Genomic DNA, 15,491 nt, shown 5'->3' with positions numbered 1-15,491 from the left:
TTCGAATTTGTACCCGGCGGAGATAAGGGGCGGCTAAGCCCGAGAGATCTGCTATTCGAGTTGGACTAAATATCCATCGAAAGAGAATGCCCTAAACTCAGGGGCGGGTTACCACAAAGTTCGGTACTATCCCTGCCTGCCTGATCGCTGCTTCGACATCATGCCCTGCAAAGAACCCAAATCCTGAGATGAGTGCCGAAGCTATGCCCGCACTGCGTGCGCCCAGAACGTCGGTGTGCAGGCTGTCACCAACCATCAGAACGCGGGACTTGTCGATGTGCCCGAGGCGTTGGAACGCAAGGTCATAGATGTTGGCGAAAGGCTTGCCAAAGAACTGAGGGACGACACCTGTCCGATCTGCCAGCCGGTGCGCAAAAAGGCCGGGCTCTTGGGAAAAACCGTATTCACGAGGAGCGACAATGTCGGGGTTGCCGACCATTACCGGGCGGGGGCGCTCCAGCAAGGCGGCCTCCAACATGGCCTGACGCGTTTCGGTCCATACTGCCGACCCGATCATCAGAAACCCGTCGACGGTTTCGTAGGGCGTCGGGTCATCCTCCAGATAGGAGAGTGTCAGCCCCTCCAAATCTCGAAGACCGGCGCTGGGGGTTGCCATCAATCCCCAGTGCAATTCACTTTGGCCGTTTAGCTCAGACAACAACGTAGCCCGGCTAGTGATCACGTCCTGCGGCGCGAAGTCATAGCCAAGCCTGGTATATTTCTCCAAAAGAGTTGCGTGGGGAAATCCCGCGGCATTCGACACGACCAGAACACGCTTGCCGGCGGCTTGCAGTGACCTGACCCGATCCGGCGTCTCCGGGATCGCCGTTTCGCCAATATTAAGAACTCCGAAGGCGTCGAGGAGAAACACGTCGAACTCATGAGCTATGTCCTCTAGCGTCTCGACCTGACGATAGCTCACTTCAGCTGTGCTGGTTTTTGGAAGGCGGTGTCGTACCGCCTCGTAGGCTTCAAAAGCCTCTTGCGCAGAGAAACCGGTCAAATGATGGCCCCTCGTACTTTCGCCGAAACCCATTCGCTGATCATGACCGCGACAAGAATTACAATCAGGATCAGGCTGACCTGTGGCCAAGCCAGAACGTTGAGTGAAGCTGACAATTGCAACCCGATGCCGCCGGCTCCGACCAGCCCAAGCACTGTGGATTCGCGGATGTTGATATCCCAACGGAAGACAGCAATGCCTGCAAAAGCGGGTAGAATTTGCGGAACGATTCCGTAAGCCATGACCTGCCAGCGTGAAGCACCGGTGGCCGTGATGGCTTCGACCTGAGTGTGATCAATTTCCTCGATTGCTTCATAAAGAAGCTTTGCACAGAACCCGATTGAACGGATGGCGATTGCTATGACACCGGCAAACACACCAGGACCAATAATCGCGATCAGCAGAAGCGCCCAGATCAACGAGTTGATTGAGCGGGTCGAAACAATGATCAGCAGGGCGATGGGTCGGATGAACAGGGCCGATGGCGTGGTGTTGCGGGCCGCCAAGAAGGCAACCGGCACCGCCATGCACAGGGCGATGATTGTACCCAGGGTGGCGATGTTCAGAGTATCCCAAATCGGACGGCCCAGTTGGGTGATGTAGTCCCATTTGGGAGGCGTTGCACGGGTCCAGATATCGTTGGCGATGCGGGGCGCGTCCCAGACGAAAAACCAGGTCGTTGATTCCGAGATGAACTGCCAGCAGTAGACAAAGACTGCCACCCCCAACAGCCAGCCGAACCATCGAACCAGACTTTGACCCGTCGTTCGCCGGCGCCAGATTTGTGTGTCGTCGCGTTCAAGTACCGGCATTACTGAACCCTCGCGCGGATAATTCCGGAAAGGTATTCAAGTGCCATGACGATCCCGATGATGAGGATAAGAATGGCTGCTGCCGTGTCGTATTCATAGCGATCAAATGCAGTGTTCAACGTTGCACCGATACCGCCAGCGCCCACGAGCCCAAGAATTGCGCTTTCTCGGAAATTGATGTCGATCCGATACATGGAAAGCCCCACAAGCCGCGGCATCACCTGTGGCTGAACGCCATAGTTGATCCATTGTGGCCAGCGCGCGCCCGAGGCTTTGATCGCCTCGGCCTGAACCTTGTCCATTGCTTCGATATCTTCGGCCAGAAGTTTGGAGAGAAACCCAATGGTGGCGAAGGAAAGCGTAAGAAACCCTGCCAGCGGACCAAAGCCGAAGATAGCCACCAGCAAAATGGCGACGATGATCTCTTGCAAAGCCCGGCTTATCGCGACGATGCCCCGGCAAATCATGTAGATCGGCAATGGCGCGATATTGCGGGCCGCTCCCAATCCAATCGGGATCGAAATCAGGATGCCCACGACCGACGCGGCCACGGTCATTATGATACTTTCCAGAAGGCCGCTCCAAATGTCTGACCACCGTGAAATGAAGTCCGGGCTGGTAAACGCAAGTACAAATGCCCACCCCCGGTCCAGTCCTTCATAGACCCGGCCCCAATCAACTTCGATGGTCATAAAGGCCGCGATCAGATAGGCGAAAAAACCCAGCAACAATGCCCAGCGGAGCAAGGGGTTTTTGACAAAGGCAGGCTTACGCCAACCCTTTCCCAACATGTCGTCTAGTTCTCGATGGCTCATTCCGCAGCCTCGACATCCTCATCTTCGTCGACTTTTTCGATGGTCGCTTCCCAGTCCTCTTCCCCATAGATTTCGGTCAGCTTCTCGGGGGTAAGGCCTGTTGGAAGACCGTCATACACGATTTCGCCAAAGCGGAGGCCCACGACGCGCGGAACGAACATTTGGGCAAGCGCCACATCATGGATATTGATAATGGCCGCCAGTCCGCGTTCCTGACACAGTTCGGTGATCAGGCGCATAATCTGGCGACTGGTCTTTGGGTCCAGCGACGCTGTCGGCTCATCAACCAACAGAAGTTTCGGGTTTTGAATCAAGGCGCGGCAGATGCCGACCCTTTGGCGTTGACCACCAGACAGTTCATCCGCCCGTTTGTCGGCCATATGTAAAAGCCCCACCCGATCAAGCAGGCGGAAGGCCTCGTCGACATCCGATTGCGGATATCGCCGCAGAAAGCTGCGCCAGAACCCCACATATCCCAGCCGTCCCGACAACACGTTTTCCATCACCGTGAGGCGTTCGACCAAGGCATATTCCTGAAAGATCATGCCCATTTCGCGGCGCGCTTTCCGCAGGGCGCCCGATCCGAGTTTGGTCAGGTCCACGTCATCCAGAAGGACGCCACCGCTTGTGGGTTCAACCAACCGGTTAATGCAGCGGATCATGGTCGATTTGCCTGCCCCCGAGGGCCCAATCAACGCAAGAACCTGTCCTTTTGGAACCTCAAGATCAATGGCCTTCAGAGCCTGATCTCCGGTTTTGTATGTTTTCGTCAGCTTTTGAAGACGCAGCATAAAATGCCCCAGATTAGGGTGAATAGCGGGCCCTTTCAGGCCCGCCGAATTAGCCAAAGATCACTGGCAGGCGTAGGAGACGCCATTTGCTGCGTCAATCTTACGGATGACATCCCAGAATTCCTGATAGGTCATCTCAAGGAACTGGCCTTCGTTCGATTTCGAGAACTCAGCTTCCAGGGTCGTGCCGTCCCAGTCAAAGTTGAAGAAGGCATTGCGGATCTTCTCTTGTAACTCGGGCGTCAGGTTGTAGACGGTACCAAACCCGGTGGTTGGAAAGGTCTGCGACTTGTAGATCGTTACAACATCATCTTCCTTGATCACATCGCGCAAGATCATCCGCGATTTTACCGAGTTCGCGATCGACGCCGCCAGGTAATCCTTGTTGGCAACACCCAGGATCGAGTTGTCGTGCTTGCCCGAGTAGACAGGTTCGAAATCCCGTTCGGGCAAAAGATCAAAGTCGCTTTTCAGGATTGCCGAGGGCGCTTTGAAGCCTGAGTTGGATGTGGGTGAGGTAAAGGCCAGTTGCTTGCCCTTGATGTCCTCGACCTTTTCGATGCCCGAACCCGGATAAGTGATGATTTCCATCTCATAACCGAAATTACCGTCTTTCGAAGCCATGATCGTGAATGGCCGGAACCCGGCGCAGTTTACCGCCAACGGGTTAGAGCCGGTGTTGAAGCCCGCGATATGCAGACGCCCAGAACGCATCGCTTCGATCTGGGCCGCATTGTTCTGAACTGGAAAGAAGACAACGTCCTTGCCGGTTTCCGCTTTCAAGTGGTCAAGAAAATCAGACCAGGCGGTTTTGTATACGGCGGGATCTTCAACCGGCGTATATGCAAAAATCAGGGTGTCAGGATCAATTTGTTCAGAGGGATCGGTGGGGATATCCGCAATCAAATCCCCATCTGCGTCACAAAAACGCTCGTCCAGGTCACCGCGCGGACAATCCTGCGCCGACGCCGTCCCGCTCAGCGACATGAGCGCGATTGCGGATGCCCCAATCAACAGTTTGATATCGATCTTCATATTTTCCTCCCAGTCATTCGCGGTCCTCTATCGATCCGCTGTTAATGAATCATGTCTTGCCTACCCGGCGACGAGAACATCGACCTCGGCGCCCTCAATAGCGTTACGCAATTCTCCTGTTGGTTTTTTGTCGGTAACTATAGAATCCAGGCCGTTGATATCTCCCACTTGGGACAGACCCTTGCGGCCGAACTTCCCGGAATCAATAAGAAGATGTCGCTTTTCGGCACGCGTCAGCATCATCCTCTTTACTGCAGCAAAACCCTGCACTGTCTCTGACGGACCTTCGGTAGAGAAGCCCGAAGATCCGATCATGCACCTGTCGACGTTGAAACGGGACAGAAATTCCAGCGTTTCGGTTCCGATCGTTGCAGATTCAGTTGCCAGATATTCCCCCGGACACAACAGCACCTGCGCAGCCCCATGGCCGAGGGTCATCGCAACGGGAATTGAATTGGTAATCACCGTGCAATGGGTGCCGAGATAAGCCAGCGCACGCGCCATCTCGATGGTGGTCGAGCCGGAATCGATCATGACCGTTTCACCGGCCCGGATCAGTTCTGCCGCCGTAACACCTATCCGCTCGCGTTCCTCAACCTGCGCATTTGTCCGTTCATCCAAACCTGGATAGTGCCCTTGCGCAGGGGCTGATGCCCCCCCATGCGCGCGCGCGATCAAGCCGTCATTCGACAGGGCATCGAAATCCCTGCGTACCGTCTCGTTGGAGACGTTGAACCGTTGTGCGAGTTCGTTGATGCGAACGTGCGGGCGCAGCTTCAACTCCAACAATATCTGTTGGCGCCGGTCGGACTTCTTGACCCTGCTCTGGTTCTTCTCAGACACTTTACCGCGCGTTTTGGTTTTGGACATCCGACGACCCGACTAGGTTTCGAAATCTACTTTTGTGGGCTTTCGGACATTTTGCAATAATTTTTGTTGCATAACCCTCGAAAGGTTGTGAGAATTCGAGAAGTTCCAAATATTTCAAAGCACAGAGTAAAGATGCACAGACTGATCAAATTCAGAATGAAAATCGAAGGGACGTCTTAACCAGCCAATTTGCTAGTAAGGCAGTTTCCTTTTGGGATTTGATCATATGGCATTGAGAGACAGTATGAGCGACGGCGAAACGGCAGATCAGATTGCGGCGCTTCCGATGCGCTGGGACAAGGCTGGCAAGTTGCGTGTTCTGATGGTCACTTCACGAGATACTGGTCGGTGGGTTATCCCAAAGGGATGGCTGATGGACGGCAAAAAGCCATGGCATGCCGCTGAAATAGAAGCTCAGGAAGAAGCGGGCGCAGTCGGTACGATCTCGAAACGGTCAATCGGCCATTTTTTCTACGACAAGCGGTACGAAGGTCGAAGCAGCGTTCGTTGCCGCGTCACCCTTTATCCAATGGTCGTTGAAAAGCTGAAGCGACGCTGGAAGGAAGAAGGTGAGCGGACGCGTCACTGGTTTTCACCGGCAAAAGCCGCAAAGCTGGTCGAAGAAAGAGACCTGTCACAATTGCTGAAAAATCTAACAGACGATCAAGAAGTTAAATCTGTCGTGAAGAAGCTTCGAAAAGCTGCTTGAGGAAAGACATAAAAGACCGGGAAGCCGGGATGCATTAAGCACAAAAGGGAGGAAAAGATGAGAAAATTGACATCCACTGCAGTCGGATCACTGATTGCCCTTGCCGCGTCACTGTCGGCAGCACAGGCCGAGAAGCTGACCCTCTATTGTTCGGCGCAAGAAGATTGGTGCCAACTGATGGCGCGCAGCTTTGAAGATGCGACCGGCATCGACGTCAATATGACGCGAAAATCGTCAGGCGAGACCTTTGCGCAAATCCGCGCCGAAAGTTCGAACCCCAAAGGAGACGTCTGGTGGGGTGGCACGGGTGATCCGCATTTGCAAGCCGCTGAAGAAGGTCTGACAATGGAATATGTATCGCCAATGCGCGACCAGCTTCATGATTGGGCGATTTCTCAGGCCGAGAGTGCTGGCAATAGGACGATCGGCATCTATTCGGGCGCGCTTGGATATGGCTACAACGCCGATCTTGTGGCGGCAAACAACCTGCCCGAACCTGCCTGCTGGAAAGACCTGCTGAAGCCCGAATACAAAGGGCACGTTCAGATGGCCAACCCGAACTCGTCGGGCACGGCCTATACGACGCTGGCCTCAATGGTGCAGATCTTCGGTGAGGATGAAGGCTTTGAGTTCATGAAGGGCCTGCATTCGAACATCAACCAATATACCAAGTCAGGCTCGGCGCCGATCAAGGCCGCCGGTCGTGGCGAGAACACAATTGGTATCGTCTTCATGCATGACGCCGTGAAACAGGCCGTTTCCGGGTTCCCGATCAAGGTCGTCGCACCCTGCGAAGGCACCGGGTACGAAATTGGCTCCATGTCGATTATTGACGGAGCCCGCAACGAAGAAGAGGCGAAGAAGTTCTATGACTGGGCCCTGTCGCCCGAAGCTCAGAACCTTGCCCTTCAAGTCAACGCGTTTCAGGTGCCATCGAACAAGGGCGCGGAAACTTCGGAAAGCGCGCCTGACATGAGCCAGATCAAGCTGATTGACTACGACTTTAAAAAGTATGGCTCCTCAGACGAACGGAAGCGTCTATTGCAAAAATGGGACGAAGAGGTTTCGACTCTGCCGCAATAAATGACTGACCAGAACTCAAAAACGACCCATCCGGTCCTGATCTTTTGGATCATCGCCGGGTGGGTCGGATTCTGCCTGCTGCCCTGGTACATGGTTGACGGCGGCCTGTGGTCGTTCGAGTGGCTTTTGGATGGCTACCCGTTCGATGAGGATTATGCCCCCGCTGCGTTTCTGATTGGACAAGGCGAAAAACTTTGGCTCGCTCCGCTTCTAATCGCCCTCGCCCTCCCGCTTCTGGTGTTGAAGCGCACCAAATCTGACCCGCTTTACGCCCGCATGCTGATCCTGTCCGGAGCGCTCGGCTTTGGCTGGCTGATCGCTCAGGGATTCAGCATCGGTATCAGGGGCTTCAACTTCGATTGGTTGGAGGCGATGTTTGGCGAACTTGGCGATCGTCAGTTCGGCATGGGCTATGGCGCGATGATATGTGCCTCGAGCTTTCTGTTCCTGCTTACTCAGGGGATCGCGGCAAGGGGTGCCATTAACGGTGATGTATTTGTCGTCAGCGCTATCGGCGGCGTAATTACAATTGTCACCGCGTTTGTCTTTTTCCCTATCGCCAAGATGCTTTTCGCAGCCTTCATCACCGAAGACGGTGCGTATTCCATCGCGGTATTCTTCTCGAAGTTTTTTGATGATCGACTGTGGGGTCTGGGGTGTTTTCAGGGCGCGCGCTGCGGTGCCGCCTGGAATTCACTGTTCCTCGCCATCCTTGTCGGCGTCATCACCACGGTCCTGGGTCTGTGCTTCGCGTTGGTCGTGACGCGCTCGGGCTTTCGCTACAAGCGCGCACTGCGGGCCCTGACGGTTTTGCCAATAATCACCCCGCCATTCGTGATCGGCCTAGCGCTCATCCTGCTTTTTGGCCTGTCCGGCTCTGTCACCCGTTTTTTTGCCGAACTTCTCGGCACACAACCGACGCGCTGGCTTTACGGAATGCCAGGCATTCTGATCGCGCAGACACTCGCGTTTACGCCAATTGCGTTTCTCGTACTCATAGGCGTGGTTGAAGGCGTCTCTCCGTCGATGGAGGAAGCAGCCCAAACGCTCCGCGCCAGCAGATGGCAGACGTTCAAGACGGTTTCCTTGCCCCTGATGCGACCGGGTCTTGCGAACGCATTTCTTCTGGGCTTCATCGAAAGCATGGCTGATTTCGGAAACCCGCTTGTATTGGGCGGGAATTTCGACGTGCTGTCGACCGAGATATTCTTCGCAATCGTCGGTGCTCAATACGATCAGGGCCGAGCCGCGGTTCTAGCCATGGTTCTGCTATTCTTTACTCTTTCGGCCTTTTATGCGCAGCGCGTCTGGCTGGGAAAGAAGAGCTACACAACCGTCACAGGCAAAGGCGATGCGGGAGTGCATCCGTTGATGCCAACCGGCCTTTCGGTTCCTGTACTGCTCATCGCTTTGGGTTGGGCACTGTTCACAATTATTGTCTATGCGATGATCATCTACGGCAGTGTGGTCGAGCTGTGGGGAGTCGATAATTCACTGACAATCAAGCACTACATCACCGCATTCTCAGTTCGCTTCGAAGAAGAGGGCATACGCTGGACCGGCGCCGCGTGGGACAGTTTCTGGACCACCATCACAATCGCAGCCATTGCAGCGCCATTGACTGCCGCCGTTGGGCTGGTAACGGCCTATCTGCTGACCAGACAGAGTTTTGCGGGCAAGAACGCCTTTGAGTTCGGCACCATGCTGTCCTTCGCCATCCCCGGCACGGTAATTGGCGTTAGCTACATTCTGGCCTTCAATGTTCCGCCAATCGAAATCACTGGCACAGGCGTCATCCTCGTGGTCAGCTTCATCTTCCGAAACATGCCGGTCGGCGTTCGTGCGGGAATCGCGAGCATGTCACAGCTGGACCGCAGTCTTGATGAATCCTCGCTGACTCTTGGCGCGAACTCATGGCAGACGTTCCGAAATGTCATCCTTCCGCTGCTGCGCCCTGCGATACTTGCTGCGCTTGTCTACAGTTTTGTTCGGGCCATGACGGCAATCTCAGCCGTCATCTTTCTGGTCAGCGCGGAGTATGACATGGCAACCAGCTACATCATCGGTCGGGTCGAGAATAACGACTATGGCCTTGCGATCGCCTATTCGACGACGCTGATCTTCGTGATGCTCGCGGCAGTCGGCTTATTGCAACTTCTCGTCGGCCGGGTCCAGATTGGCCGGCGCACGCAGCACGGAACGGAGACATCGCCATGACCGACACCAAAATCGGTTCCAAGGCCGCCCCGGTACGCTTTGAGGATGTGTCGAAAGTGTTCGGCAAGGACGTCGTCGCCGTCGATAACATCAATCTGCACGTAGAGGCGGGAAAACTCGTCACACTACTTGGTCCGTCGGGCTGCGGAAAAACAACAACGCTGCGCATGATTGCAGGGTTGGAGATGGCAAGCTCTGGCAAGATCCTGATTGGTGACCGGGACGTGACCAAACTGCCAGCCACCGACCGCGACGTATCCATGGTATTTCAGTCATACGCTCTGTTCCCTCATATGAGCGTGCTGGAGAACGTGATGTATGGCCTCACATTCTCGGGCTTTGCAAAAGATGAGGCTCGCAGCCGCGCATTGTATGGTTTGGAGTTGGTTGGTCTTCAGGGGTTCGACAATCGCCTTCCTTCGGAACTATCCGGCGGCCAGCAACAGCGTGTTGCCGTCGCGCGCGCGCTGGTTCTTGAACCACAAGTGTTGCTGTTCGACGAGCCGCTGTCCAATCTCGACGCCAAACTTCGCCGTCAGGTGCGTGAGGACATTCGGGCAATCCAGCAAGACCTTGGCCTGACAGTGGTTTACGTGACCCACGATCAGGAAGAGGCACTGGCGGTCTCGGATGAGATTGTTGTTATGCGTAACGCAGCGATCGCTCAAATAGGCACTCCACGCCAGCTTTACGATGCCCCCAATGACCGGTTTGTTGCCGATTTCATAGGCGAGGCAAACCTTTTGAATTGCCAGATTGTTGATATCGATGGCGACGTGGCAACCATCGAGATCGAAGGCTATCGCCATACGCTGCCACACCGCGGATTGTCCGAAGGGACAGCGACCATCGCGGTGCGACCCTCACGTCTGGTGATCGGTTCCAATCAGGGCATACCGGCCACGGTGGCCAAGGCGACTTATGTGGGCGTTCGGATGGAATACACGCTGACAGGTGAATTTGGACAGGTGTTTGCCGTCCACGACGATGTTGATGCGCCGCTTGAACCCGGCACCGAAATCAGGATGGGTTTTACCGAAAAAGGGCCAGTGCTTTTGCCAGACTAAATGCCGAAACTTATTGTCATCACACACCCCGAGGTCTCAATCGATCCGGACGTCCCGATCACAGATTGGGGTCTGAGCGCGACGGGCCGCAGACGCGCCACTGAATTTGCAACCAGTGAAATCTTGTCGAATATCACGCAAATCTGGGCAAGCAACGAGCAAAAGGCCCGTGAAACAGGCACAATTCTTGCTGCACTACGAACGCTTCCCGTGAATTACCATTTGGGTCTTGGCGAGAACGACCGCAGCGCTACCGGTTATTTGCCCCGGGACGAATTCGAGGCAGCGGCTGATGCTTTCTTTGCTCAGCCGGAAGTCAGCTATCGCGGTTGGGAAACAGCTATCGAGGCGCAGATACGCATTCATCGAACAGTCACCGAGATTATCCAGACGCATGACACCGGTGATCTTGTAATTGTTACGCACGGAGCGGTCGGCACGTTGCTATGGTGCGCACTGTCGGAGTGTTCGATAGACCGTAAACACGACCAGCCCTCACAAGGCCATTTCTGGCAGGCAGATTTAAAGACGCTTAGGCCTAACTCATGTTGGGTCGCCTTGGCATAGACGTTAGGCGTTCCAAGCGCTCTCTGCGATTTCGCGCAGCGTCTCGAACACTTCCGGAGTCCCCACGATTACGCGCCCGCCTTCTCGGATCATCGCATCGGCATTCTGTTCCTCAACAACGCCCCCGGCTTCCGAGATCAGCAATTGCCCAGCCAGACAATCCCAGGCGTTCATGTGTTCTTCTACGTATCCCAAAAGTCGCCCAGCAGCGACATAGGCCAACGAAAGCGCTCCGCTGGCGTTTCTGTGAAACATAGCTCCGCGCTCGATCAGCTTCTCGACAACTGGTAAAACATGGCGGGTCTCGACCCGGTTCGAATACCCCACGGCGACTGTTCCGTCCCGCAGCGCTACCCCTGATGCGACGCGCATTGGTGATCCGTTAAGTGTCGAAGCTTCTCCGCGCGTTGCCACAAAAGTTTCATCCATATTTGGATCGCGGATCACACCTACCGCGGTGTGTCCTCGGGTGACACCGGCAAGAACAATAGTCCATGCTGGTATGCCGTTGACGAAGTTCGTTGTCCCATCAATTGGGTCAATCACCCAGTCAAAACCGCTCTCTCCCGCGGCCGCACCGTGCTCTTCACCAATAACCCCATCTTTGGGCCACGCCTCTGCTATCTTTTGGCGGATGAAAGTTTCGACATTCCTGTCCGCCTCGCTGACCCAGTCCTGAGCGCCTTTTTGATCAACAACAAGACTACCTCGATCCGCGAAGTACTTTTGGGCAATTACCCCAGCCTCCTCGCAGACCGCGATGGCAAAATCTCTGCGTTCTGAAAGTTGAGACATGCGCGGACCTTTTCCGGTTGGAGAATTTCCTTGAGCATTGCAGGTCAAGCGAATGCCTGGCAATCACAGAGTTGTTTCGCTTGTTTTTTGGGACTATTTCGATGCCGCCAGCCTGGAAGGTTTGTATTGAGGATCTCTTCCTCAATCATCCTCACATTTGATAGTCTGCTGATTATTGCCCAGATTGGCCTCTGAAGTCGCCATTAACCCGTTTTGACGCGTCTGAAAAACTGCCAGAGCGATCAGTTTTGGCTCCGCAGGTGAAGCGCGAGCCCGTCCACCGCTGCCTCAATCAAATCCAATGCTCCGTCAAAATCTCGGGTGTAGTACGGATCGGGCACATGGATTGCATCGGTGTGAGGCGCGAATTCGGTCAGAAGGCGGACCGGGGTTCCGTTGCCGTCGGGGCGCAGGGCTTCGATATTGGTGATGTTGTCGGCATCCATGCCAATGATCAGGTCGAAGCGGTAGAAATCCTCGGCCACGAACTGACGGGCGCGCAGATCGCTGAGGTCAATGTCGCGGGCACGGGCGGCCTGTTGCATCGGGCCGTAGGGCGGGTCTCCGATATGCCAGCCCGAGGTTCCGGCACTGTCGGTCTGATGGTGCGGGGCGCGCGCGCGAAAAACACCCTCGGCGGCGGGAGAGCGGCAGATATTGCCCAGGCAGACGAAAAGGATACGCTGTGTCATAGGACTGGTGTAGCGCGAGAGGCGGGCATGGAAAAGATCGTCATTCTGACCGGGGCCGGGATATCGGCCGAAAGTGGGCTGGGCACCTTCCGCGACGAAGGCGGGCTATGGGCGCAGCACAGGATCGAGGATGTGGCGACGCCCGAGGGTTTTGCCCGAAACCCGGCGCTTGTGCATCAGTTCTACAATGCCCGCCGCGTTCAGGCCGCCAAGGCTCAGCCCAACGCCGCCCATCAGGCGCTGGCGCGGCTGCAGAAGGACTGGCCCGGAGAGGTGGTCATCGTTACCCAGAATGTCGACAGCCTGCACGAGGCCGGAGGGGCAGAGCGGGTGATCCATATGCATGGCACCTTGGCGGGGGCTCTGTGCGGAGTTTGCGGGCACCGTTGGACCTCACCGCCCGAGATGGAGGTGGGCGAACCCTGCCCCGTCTGTCAGCAGCCCTCGGCCCGGCCGGACGTGGTGTGGTTCGGCGAGATGCCTTATTTCATCGATGAAATTTACGATCACCTGACCGAAGCCACCCTGTTTGCCTCAATCGGGACCTCGGGTCAGGTCTATCCTGCGGCGGGTTTCGTGCAAGAGGCGCGGGCTGTGGGCGCGCGAACGGTCGAGTTGAACCTTGAGCCGTCTGCCGGAGGCTCGATCTTCGACGAAACCCATCTGGGGCCCGCGTCGGAGGTGATCCCGCGCTGGGTCGACGGGCTGCTGGCCCGCGGCAGCACGTGATAAGGGCAGACAATGGCGCATCCTCCCGTCTATGGTGCAGGAAACAGGAAGCCGAGTGAGTGACATGACTAATCTACCGCCCAAAGATGGAGAGATCCTTGACGAGAGCAGCATCGACGCCCGTGATACGCTGAGCACCAATCTGGCCAGCCTGTGGTGGACTTTTCTGCTGCGCGGGATTCTGGCTGGTCTGATCGGCATCGCAGCTCTGTTCTGGCCCACCAGCAGCATATCGCTGCTGCTGCGGCTGGTCGGGGCGCTGCTGATTTTGGATGGCGCGCTGACCTGGCTGGGGTTCGGGCGGCGCGGGCTGGTCGGCGGCGTCGGGATCGGCACTGCGCTGATCGGACTGGTGCTGCTGATCTGGCCACAGGGTGTGGCTTGGCTGGCATTCACGCTGATGGGGGCAATGGCGCTGTTCGTGGCCATCGGCTCGCTCATGGCGCTGCCGCAGATGCACCCCCAAGACCCGGAACGCGCGACGGTGCGCAACTCAGGCATCTTCGCGCTGATCATTGGTTTGGTGCTGATCTTCTGGCCCGGCAGCGGGATGGTTGCACTGGGCTGGGCGATTGCATTCTTCGCGCTGACCTCTGCCGTAGTGATGTTCTTTCTGGCCGCACGGTTCAAAAAGGCTGGCGATCGGCTGGAAATGCGAGTCGTCAACCGGTAGCGAAACAGGCCGGGCAATGCCCGGCCTGACGCATGGATGACGGCCGCTGCGCGGCCCGAAGACAGGCGTTGATACCAGCCCCTGCCTTTGGCTTATCGCTCTAGATCGACGGGGATTTCGATCTCGACCTCTCCGGCCTGTTCGAAAATCAGCGTAACAGGAACGGTCGCCCCCTGTTCGAACGGAGCCTTGATGCCCATGAACATGACGTGATCACCCCCGCGCTGCAGCATGTGGGTTCCACCGGCCGGAATGGCAAAGCCCTCCTCGACATGCATCATCTTGGCGACGCCGTTGTCATCGACCACGTGCGTGTGAAGCTCGACCCGCGCCGCCACGTCCGAGCTTGCGCCGATCAGGCGGTCGTCGGTGTCGCTCTGGTTCTGGATCATCATGAAGGCCGCACCGGCCTTGGCAGTCTTGCTCGAAGACCGCGCATAGGGGTCGTCGACCGTGATCCCATCAGCGGCCATGGCTCCAGTCGCAAGGGCCACTGTGGTCAGGGTTGCAAGCAGGGTGGATTTGAGAGTCATTTTGATCTCTCCTCAAGTAAATGTCTGAATTTGGTTTGGGAATCGGGATCAGACAAAGAACGGAGGCGCACGTGCCGGGTGCAGCGGCAGCGGTGCGGAAATCAGGTCATGCGACCGCAACAGAGGCGCGGCCTGCATCCGGGACGGGGCCTGATGTACAACAATGGGCGCTTCGTGGATCGCGCCAAGCAGCGCCAGCGCATAATCCGGACAATAGTGCGGAGCTTGGGTCGGCTGGCCCTCGGCATCCATATAGACGACAACAGGCCCCGAGCCGGTGCACAGCACCATCTGCCCGACCGCGCGATCCATACCGCGCGACCCAGCCAGCCCTTGCCCGGTGAGGATCACCAGCAGGGACAGCGCATAAGGCAGCAATGTGCGAAAAAAGCTCGTCATCTCGGGCCAAGATATAGGCTTCCCTCCCGAACCGCATCAAGCGGAAAGGGAGGGTTGAGACAGTATGGCTCGGTTCAGTTTTTGGGCGGCTTGACCGACTCGGTGTTCAGACCCGTATGCAGACGGTTCACCCGGCGTTGCATCCGGGTGCAGCGCGTCACTGCGGTTATGATCGTGGTTGGCAACAACAACAGGAAATTCGTTACTTTAAAAGACATGAGGCCCCCTCACCATGAATAGGCGTAAACATATGCAATATTCATTGGGCGTTCTGTGAACAACATCACCAAACGGGGCATTTTATCATTAATTCGAGGACAATCCCGTGCGCGCACGCAGAGACAAAAAAGAAAAAGCCCCACACCGCGAGGTGCAGGGCTGAATTCTCGTGTGAGAAAGCGATCAGGCCGAAGCTTGTGCCTTGGCGATTTCTTTCTTAACTTTCAGAGCGTTCGCGGACAGCTCGTCATCCTTGGCTTTCGCCAGGAACGCGTCCAGACCACCACGGTGGTCGACCGAGCGCAGGGCAGCCGCCGAGATGCGCAGCTTGACGCCGCGGCCCAGGGTTTCCGACTGCAGGGTGACGTCGTTCAGGTTCGGCAGAAAACGACGACGAGTTCTGTTTTTGGCGTGGCTGACATTGTTGCCAGTCATCGGGCCTTTTCCGGTCAGTTCGCAACGGCGCGACATGGTTTCTTCCT

At 56.3% G+C, this 15,491-nt stretch carries 19 protein-coding genes; 7 read left to right on the top strand and 12 right to left on the bottom strand.

Annotated elements, in window-relative coordinates:
* Positions 1 to 97: 97 nt before the first annotated feature.
* The 6 genes from ACR3EM_RS02460 to ACR3EM_RS02435 are packed head-to-tail and all read right to left on the bottom strand — an operon-like array spanning position 98 to position 5,299.
* Complete coding sequence (locus ACR3EM_RS02460; protein ID WP_480469234.1) at positions 98 to 1,036, bottom strand: HAD-IIA family hydrolase; 939 nt, start codon at positions 1,034 to 1,036, stop codon at positions 98 to 100.
* On the bottom strand, positions 1,000 to 1,815 hold the full coding sequence (gene phnE / locus ACR3EM_RS02455; protein WP_480469233.1) for a phosphonate ABC transporter, permease protein PhnE: 816 nt from the start codon (positions 1,813 to 1,815) through the stop codon (positions 1,000 to 1,002). Before phnE (ACR3EM_RS02455) ends, ACR3EM_RS02460 begins: the two co-directional genes overlap by 37 nt.
* Positions 1,815 to 2,630 (bottom strand): phosphonate ABC transporter, permease protein PhnE, encoded by an 816-nt coding sequence (phnE, locus tag ACR3EM_RS02450; RefSeq protein WP_480469232.1) that lies wholly within the window; start codon positions 2,628 to 2,630, stop codon positions 1,815 to 1,817. Before phnE (ACR3EM_RS02450) ends, phnE (ACR3EM_RS02455) begins: the two co-directional genes overlap by 1 nt.
* Positions 2,627 to 3,421 carry a phosphonate ABC transporter ATP-binding protein gene (gene phnC, locus ACR3EM_RS02445; RefSeq protein WP_170352080.1) on the bottom strand — a complete coding sequence of 265 codons (795 nt, stop codon included), beginning with the start codon at positions 3,419 to 3,421 and terminating at the stop codon, positions 2,627 to 2,629. Before phnC ends, phnE (ACR3EM_RS02450) begins: the two co-directional genes overlap by 4 nt.
* 60 nt (positions 3,422 to 3,481) lie before the next feature.
* The gene (phnD, locus tag ACR3EM_RS02440; RefSeq protein WP_480469231.1) at positions 3,482 to 4,456 is read right to left on the bottom strand and encodes a phosphate/phosphite/phosphonate ABC transporter substrate-binding protein; all 975 of its coding nucleotides are present in this window, start codon (positions 4,454 to 4,456) and stop codon (positions 3,482 to 3,484) included.
* A 60-nt stretch (positions 4,457 to 4,516) separates the two neighbouring features.
* Positions 4,517 to 5,299 carry a DeoR/GlpR family DNA-binding transcription regulator gene (locus ACR3EM_RS02435; RefSeq protein ID WP_480469230.1) on the bottom strand — a complete coding sequence of 261 codons (783 nt, stop codon included), beginning with the start codon at positions 5,297 to 5,299 and terminating at the stop codon, positions 4,517 to 4,519.
* Between the two features lie 271 nt (positions 5,300 to 5,570).
* Between ACR3EM_RS02435 and ACR3EM_RS02430 the strand changes: the two genes are divergently transcribed.
* Genes ACR3EM_RS02430 through ACR3EM_RS02410 form a run of 5 tightly spaced genes read left to right on the top strand, consistent with a single transcriptional unit; the run spans position 5,571 to position 10,969 of the window.
* Positions 5,571 to 6,035, top strand: coding sequence for an NUDIX hydrolase (locus tag ACR3EM_RS02430; RefSeq protein WP_480469229.1), 465 nt, complete (start codon positions 5,571 to 5,573; stop codon positions 6,033 to 6,035).
* 57 nt (positions 6,036 to 6,092) lie between these two features.
* Entirely contained in the window at positions 6,093 to 7,118 is a 1,026-nt protein-coding gene (locus tag ACR3EM_RS02425) for an ABC transporter substrate-binding protein (protein WP_480469228.1), read from the top strand.
* Entirely contained in the window at positions 7,119 to 9,335 is a 2,217-nt protein-coding gene (locus ACR3EM_RS02420; protein ID WP_480469227.1) for an ABC transporter permease, read from the top strand.
* Positions 9,332 to 10,402, top strand: coding sequence for an ABC transporter ATP-binding protein (locus ACR3EM_RS02415; protein ID WP_480469226.1), 1,071 nt, complete (start codon positions 9,332 to 9,334; stop codon positions 10,400 to 10,402). Before ACR3EM_RS02420 ends, ACR3EM_RS02415 begins: the two co-directional genes overlap by 4 nt.
* Positions 10,403 to 10,969 carry a histidine phosphatase family protein gene (locus tag ACR3EM_RS02410; RefSeq protein WP_480469225.1) on the top strand — a complete coding sequence of 189 codons (567 nt, stop codon included), beginning with the start codon at positions 10,403 to 10,405 and terminating at the stop codon, positions 10,967 to 10,969. It begins immediately after the preceding gene.
* Positions 10,970 to 10,972: 3 nt separating this feature from the next.
* Here the strand turns inward: ACR3EM_RS02410 and ACR3EM_RS02405 are convergent, their stop codons facing one another.
* Complete coding sequence (locus tag ACR3EM_RS02405; protein ID WP_480469224.1) at positions 10,973 to 11,764, bottom strand: inositol monophosphatase family protein; 792 nt, start codon at positions 11,762 to 11,764, stop codon at positions 10,973 to 10,975.
* 242 nt (positions 11,765 to 12,006) lie between these two features.
* Positions 12,007 to 12,456 (bottom strand): low molecular weight protein-tyrosine-phosphatase, encoded by a 450-nt coding sequence (locus tag ACR3EM_RS02400; protein WP_480469223.1) that lies wholly within the window; start codon positions 12,454 to 12,456, stop codon positions 12,007 to 12,009.
* A 27-nt stretch (positions 12,457 to 12,483) separates the two neighbouring features.
* On the opposite strand from ACR3EM_RS02400, the gene ACR3EM_RS02395 reads away from it, so the two are divergent.
* Together ACR3EM_RS02395 and ACR3EM_RS02390 are read left to right on the top strand one after the other, a co-directional pair.
* Entirely contained in the window at positions 12,484 to 13,185 is a 702-nt protein-coding gene (locus ACR3EM_RS02395; RefSeq protein WP_480469222.1) for an NAD-dependent deacylase, read from the top strand.
* A 64-nt stretch (positions 13,186 to 13,249) separates the two neighbouring features.
* A complete protein-coding gene (locus ACR3EM_RS02390) occupies positions 13,250 to 13,858 on the top strand; it encodes an HdeD family acid-resistance protein (RefSeq protein ID WP_480469221.1) in 609 nt (202 codons plus the stop codon).
* A 92-nt stretch (positions 13,859 to 13,950) separates the two neighbouring features.
* Here the strand turns inward: ACR3EM_RS02390 and ACR3EM_RS02385 are convergent, their stop codons facing one another.
* The 4 genes from ACR3EM_RS02385 to rpmB all read right to left on the bottom strand — a co-directional run bounded on the left by ACR3EM_RS02385 (position 13,951) and on the right by rpmB (position 15,480).
* Positions 13,951 to 14,391: a copper chaperone PCu(A)C gene (locus tag ACR3EM_RS02385; RefSeq protein ID WP_480469220.1), complete on the bottom strand. Its 441-nt coding sequence runs from the start codon at positions 14,389 to 14,391 to the stop codon at positions 13,951 to 13,953.
* Positions 14,392 to 14,439: 48 nt separating this feature from the next.
* A complete protein-coding gene (locus ACR3EM_RS02380; RefSeq protein ID WP_480469219.1) occupies positions 14,440 to 14,790 on the bottom strand; it encodes a hypothetical protein in 351 nt (116 codons plus the stop codon).
* 74 nt (positions 14,791 to 14,864) lie between these two features.
* Positions 14,865 to 15,008: a hypothetical protein gene (locus ACR3EM_RS02375; protein ID WP_480469218.1), complete on the bottom strand. Its 144-nt coding sequence runs from the start codon at positions 15,006 to 15,008 to the stop codon at positions 14,865 to 14,867.
* A gap of 184 nt (positions 15,009 to 15,192) precedes the next feature.
* Positions 15,193 to 15,480: a 50S ribosomal protein L28 gene (gene rpmB / locus ACR3EM_RS02370; protein WP_008756960.1), complete on the bottom strand. Its 288-nt coding sequence runs from the start codon at positions 15,478 to 15,480 to the stop codon at positions 15,193 to 15,195.
* Between the last annotated feature and the right edge of the window lie 11 nt (positions 15,481 to 15,491).

This window comes from Ruegeria sp. AH3, from assembly GCF_056536265.1.
Note: the sequence above shows the minus strand (reverse complement) of the source record. Positions and strands in the feature narration are given on the sequence as shown.